At 54.5% G+C, this 5,020-nt stretch carries 6 protein-coding genes and 1 pseudogene; 3 read left to right on the top strand and 4 right to left on the bottom strand.

Features of this window, described 5'->3' with window-relative positions; genetic code table 11:
• The 3 genes and pseudogenes from M0974_RS17955 to M0974_RS33340 all read right to left on the bottom strand — a co-directional run.
• A pseudogene (locus M0974_RS17955) lies at positions 1-484 on the bottom strand (acetaldehyde dehydrogenase); the annotation flags it as partial.
• 14 nt (positions 485-498) lie between these two features.
• Positions 499-1,284: a 2-oxopent-4-enoate hydratase gene (gene dmpE / locus M0974_RS17950; protein WP_297839610.1), complete on the bottom strand. Its 786-nt coding sequence runs from the start codon at positions 1,282-1,284 to the stop codon at positions 499-501.
• Positions 1,285-1,341: 57 nt separating this feature from the next.
• Positions 1,342-1,641: a hypothetical protein gene (locus M0974_RS33340; RefSeq protein ID WP_367279033.1), complete on the bottom strand. Its 300-nt coding sequence runs from the start codon at positions 1,639-1,641 to the stop codon at positions 1,342-1,344.
• Between M0974_RS33340 and M0974_RS17945 the strand changes: the two genes are divergently transcribed.
• Positions 1,543-2,085 (top strand): hypothetical protein, encoded by a 543-nt coding sequence (locus tag M0974_RS17945; protein WP_297839608.1) that lies wholly within the window; start codon positions 1,543-1,545, stop codon positions 2,083-2,085. The genes M0974_RS33340 and M0974_RS17945 overlap by 99 nt on opposite strands.
• Positions 2,086-2,190: 105 nt before the next feature.
• On the opposite strand, the gene M0974_RS17940 is transcribed toward M0974_RS17945, so the two are convergent.
• Complete coding sequence (locus M0974_RS17940; RefSeq protein ID WP_297839605.1) at positions 2,191-2,583, bottom strand: hypothetical protein; 393 nt, start codon at positions 2,581-2,583, stop codon at positions 2,191-2,193.
• 161 nt (positions 2,584-2,744) lie between these two features.
• On the opposite strand from M0974_RS17940, the gene M0974_RS17935 reads away from it, so the two are divergent.
• Both M0974_RS17935 and M0974_RS17930 read left to right on the top strand, forming a co-directional pair.
• A complete protein-coding gene (locus M0974_RS17935; protein WP_297839602.1) occupies positions 2,745-3,233 on the top strand; it encodes a MarR family transcriptional regulator in 489 nt (162 codons plus the stop codon).
• 693 nt (positions 3,234-3,926) lie between these two features.
• Positions 3,927-4,892 carry a 3-keto-5-aminohexanoate cleavage protein gene (locus M0974_RS17930; protein ID WP_297839599.1) on the top strand — a complete coding sequence of 322 codons (966 nt, stop codon included), beginning with the start codon at positions 3,927-3,929 and terminating at the stop codon, positions 4,890-4,892.
• The last annotated feature ends 128 nt before the right edge of the window (positions 4,893-5,020 follow it).

Here is a 5,020-nt window from a genome sequence, read left to right as displayed (position 1 = left end):
TACTGGAAATCGAGGCCACGATTTCGGCGTAATGTACCTTGGCAACTCGGGAGACAGCCGCGACCATCGGGATGGTGGCTTGGCCACCGCAGGTAACCATGTTGACGTTGAGCTGGGTCAGGTTCTGTTCCAGATTCACCACCGGCACGCAATACGGGCCGATGGCGGCGGGCGTCAGGTCGATCAAACGGATGCCGGGTTTGATTGATCGCAGGAAGGCGTCGTTTTTCACGTGCGCGCCGGCCGAGGTGGCATCGAAGACAAAATCGATGTCTTGGAAGCCGTCCATGCGAGTCAGGCCTTCGACGCCTTCGTGGGTGGTGGCCACGCCCATGCGCTGGGCGCGGGCCAAGCCGTCGGAGGCTGGATCGATACCGACCATCACGGCCATGTCCAGATGCATGGCGTTACGCAGAATTTTGATCATCAGGTCGGTGCCGATGTTGCCGGAACCAATAATGGCGACTTTGAGTTTCTTGTTCATGAGAGTTCCTCGGATCAAGTAAAGCGCACGGAGGCGCTGCCAATACCGCCGATGTCTACACGCATCACGTCGCCGGCTTTGACCGGCTCCAGCGGTACCAGCGAACCGGAAAGAATTACCTCGCCAGCTTTCAGAGGGATGCCGAAGCGGCCCAGGGTGTTGGCTAGCCAAGCCACGCAGTTGACTGGAGAACCGAGCGCCGCAGCGCCGGCCCCGGTGCTTATGATGTGGCCGTTTTTCTCCACCACCATGCCGCAGGTCGCCAGGTCGACTTGACGCGGTGAGACCGCCTGGTCGCCGAGCACGAACAGGCCGCAGGAGGCGTTGTCCGCGACAGTGTCCTGAATCTTGATTTTCCAGTCGCGAATGCGAGAATCAACGATCTCAAAACACGGCATCACGCATTCGGTGGCGGCCAGCACGTCGGCGTTAGTTACGCCTGGGCCAATCAAATCCTTCTTGAGGATGAAGGCAATCTCGCCCTCAGCTTTGGGTTGGATCAGCAGTTGGCTGATCGGCACCGCCTCGCCGCTGTTGAACACCATGGCATCGGTGAGGTAACCGAAATCTGGCTGATGTACGTTGAGCATGTTCTGCACTGCCTTGCTGGTGACGCCGATCTTCTTGCCAATGACCTTCTCACCTGCCGCCAAGCGCAGGCCGAGCATACGCAGCGAAATGTGATAGGCGTCGTCGAGCGTAATATTCGGCTCCCGCTCGGTCAGTGGCGCCACCGCGCGCCGCTCGAGCATCGCTGTGAAAAGCTCGTCGCCGTACTGGTCAATCTTATTTTTTTCCATCCCAGTTCCCCTTTTCGCCGCTCGCGCTACGGCGCCGGCTAATACTTAGTTCGAATATTAGAAAGCTCGTCGTAGAACTCGAGGCCAGGTACACCCACTTCGCGGCCTATACCCGATAGCTAGCTGCCGTCGAACGGAGTGCGCAAGTCGCACAGGAACTACTGCTGGTTGCGACGCCTGTGACTTCATTGGAGCCAAGTTAGTGAAGGTGCACGCGCTAATGCCGGGGTGGCGGGTCACGCAATCAGGCCCGAAACCATGCGCCTCGCTGCAGACGCTCTTGGGAAGCTCGGTTGTGCTAATCACCTGGCCAAGCGACATGGTGGTATGCCGCATTACTGCGGAGCGCTTAGCCATCACCGTGGTGCCGCGGGCCAGATCTGGGCGGACTTCCCAGGTCATCAGCATCAGCGGCAAACTCAACAGAGCGATGCGCTCAGCCACTGGCATAAGCACCCACTCACCCTGGGGGGAAGCATGGGCAGCGCATGCAGGCATCTCGACTTGGCTGCACTCATACACCTTGGCAATCACCGAGCTGTTGGCAGTGTTGATGTCGTCGAAGGCGCAACCACGATGCGAGGCCACATATTCGCCGCTGATAAAATGCTTGATCTCACTCATCGACAACTCCATTACGTCCAGTTTTTGGCTGGATTTTTTCTTATTCTTAGAGAATCAATCTTTGAGATTGATTTTTACAAATCACACCCTCACTCAAGCAAATTCCGCTTCCTCGCCGTGACGGCGCCTCCATTTTGGAGAGGCTTGAAACACTCCCCAACGCAAGCGCAAAGCTAGATGCAATTAAACTTAGATATCTAAGTTAGATGCCTAAGATACTACGCATCGACGGACTGTCAAGAGGGGGTACCACGAAAAAATTTAGCCGCGAAAGTAGCCGATTCAGCGCCCAAGCCAGCGGCCCCGCATTTTTTCGATCAGCTCCCGGCGTAAACATGCGTCCCAATTTTTAAGAAGGGGGATGTACGACGTCATCTCTATCTGCTTCGTGAAACCATTGAATAAACGTGCGGGGGCGCTGGCCGCGGATATCGGGTCTGGCCACACCACCACGCTGATGATTGCTGACGCGCACATGGACCATGCGCGAGTAATAACGCTCAAAAGGCTGATTTTGAGAGACAGTCGTTTCCAGACTGACTTGCTGAGGTGGTGACAGAAACGCTTGCGAAGTTGTAATTTGCACTGGCAACCGGAACAAAGAGAATCATGCTCGCCAACTTCATCGCCGAGCGCATGCGCCGCGCCGTTTCGATCCACACTGGCAAGCGTCAAATTGCAGCGTCAGGAAGAGTCACTAGAAGAAACCGCATACAGAGACGACCAAGCTATCGAAGCGACTGCCCATCCCAACCGGCAACACCATTGCCTTTTGGACATCTGCTTTACTCCACTGCGAAAGCAGGCGAGCATCACGATTTTGAAATGGATAACCAATGAGACAGAAAGACGACCATACGGCACTGGATGTTCTACGCCATTGGAGAGAGGAGGTTCCCGATGACCGACTGGCTCATTTGATCCGGGACGCTGCGCGAGTCTTGACTAAAAGCCTGCAACTACGCTTGGCCGAGCACGATGTCAGTTTCGGACACTGGGCCTTTCTCCGTGTGCTATGGGTAACGGAAGGCCTTACTCAACGGGAACTTAGCGATCAGGTCGGACTGATGGAGCCAACGACATTTACTGCACTGAAAGCCATGGACTCCCAAGGACTGATCGAACGGCGCTTTCGAGACGGCAACCGAAAAAAGGTCTACATCTACCTCACCCCCAAAGGCCGCGACCTAAAGGGCGTTTTGATACCCATCGCGGAAGAGCTAAACGATGTCGCTGTACGCGGCCTCTCCGAAAACGAAATCAAGACAGTGCACCGAGCGTTGCTGGGCATCATCGAGAATCTCGTCGATGCGGAAGCTGTGTGAGTTTCGCCCACAGACGGAGCGTCTTTAGTGAGCTAGGTGGAGCAAAATTTGGCACGGATTGAATACCAGCACCGAGCGAGGCGGCTGGCAATGTAAGTTTTCGATTGCCCAGGCGAACATAGATAGCTCATGAGCGCGCGTCAGGCAGACCGAATTGAAGCAGCGCCTTACCGAATGGGCTCGTGTCTCATGCCTTCCAGCTGCCTTTGAGGTTAAAGGCATCGAGTTTATCAACGTCAGCTCAGGCTTCATCGCTATTGGTGCCGTTGGTCCAGCAATGCCGACATTGTTCTACCTCATGTCAAGGCGACCAAACCAAGCACCTGTGCGCTCTACAACAGACTCGATCCGTACGTCATCACGTGCACTGCGAGCAACCGAGAGCCCCATATCCCCTGCTGACCTTGGCGTATCGGTAGTCACGTTCCCGCCCTCCTCATCCGATTTCAGCGCGATCCTGTAAAGCGTTTCCACTGGGAAATATATGCGGCCCATCGTTGCGATGCCGCACAACGTACCTGCAAAGCGGTATGAGCTTCCTACAAAGCTATCCAGCCAAAAAACAGATCGATATCGTATGGATTTTTGAAAAACCATACGATACAGTATGAATTCGGGTGAGGCTTTTACCATTTCCGGTCAACCCCTCCCCTATTTGTCATGTATTCACAAACACAATAAAAGGAACGAAGCATGAGTAGTCCACTACCCCTATGGGAAGCCGCAAAGCGCGAGATGGAGGAGTACCACTTCGCAGCAGACGCATCAGTACAACCAAAATGGGACGTGCCATCCGAAATAGCGATCAACGTCGCAGTCTCGGGTCGTTTCGGCGAATCCAACAGCGAGAGCGGAAATCCGACTTCGATTGAGGATTATATCGAGTCGGCAACTCAAGTAATTGAGGCCGGAGCTTGCGGTATTCACGTCGACTTCACCTGGGTAACTGATAACAAAGGGCGCCGCCTTGATCGCGACCTCCCCCCTGTCGAGGCCTACTCGCAGGTTCTAGAACCCTTGCGTGCACGGTTTGGCAACGACTTTGTGGTGAATCTGAACGTATTGAACGGTGATTCCTTTGAAACGTGCATGAGCCCCGTCACCTCCGGTCTAGCCGAAGTAGCGCCTTGCGCACCTGGCCACCCAGAGGCATTCGCAACCCATGCGATACAGACGTTAGAAACCTATGGCGTAAAGCCCGAATTGGCAGTTCACAGTTCTGGTGAAATCGAATTGGCGAAGCGCCGCCTGATCGACACAGGGATCCTGAAGGGGCCGTATAATTGGCTCATCCTTTATGGCCTTCCTTTCAACATAGGTCGCACTTTAATTTCAGGCACTTGGGTTCCTGATGCGCAAGACATGGCACAGCATCTGTTTCTGATGGTTAACCAGATCCGTAAAATTGATCCCACTGGCACTATTTCGGTGTGTGCCTCCGGTCGCTCAACGCTTTATATGACGACCTTGGCGACCATGATGGGTCTTCATATCCGAGTAGGTACCGAGGATACGCCGTGGAAATATCCAAACAGCGACGAGCGTCTGTCCGACAACCTGCAAATGTTCAACATGGCTAAAGATATGGCCGCTCTACTGGGCCGCCGCCCGGCGACGGCAAACGAGTATCGCTCCTTGATTGGCAAACCAGCTCGCTAATAAACCAGAGAAGGCTTGCAGGCCGAAGTGTGTTGTAACCGTCGAGAACCAGCCTCTTCAAGCAGCAAATAGAGTCGTGCACCAGTAATTATAAACACGTAACGACACCAGTTGCTTTGGCTATAATT

The organism is Pseudomonas sp. (assembly GCF_026224925.1).
Taxonomy (GTDB): Bacteria; Pseudomonadota; Gammaproteobacteria; order Pseudomonadales; family Pseudomonadaceae; genus Aquipseudomonas.
Note: the sequence above shows the minus strand (reverse complement) of the source record. Positions and strands in the feature narration are given on the sequence as shown.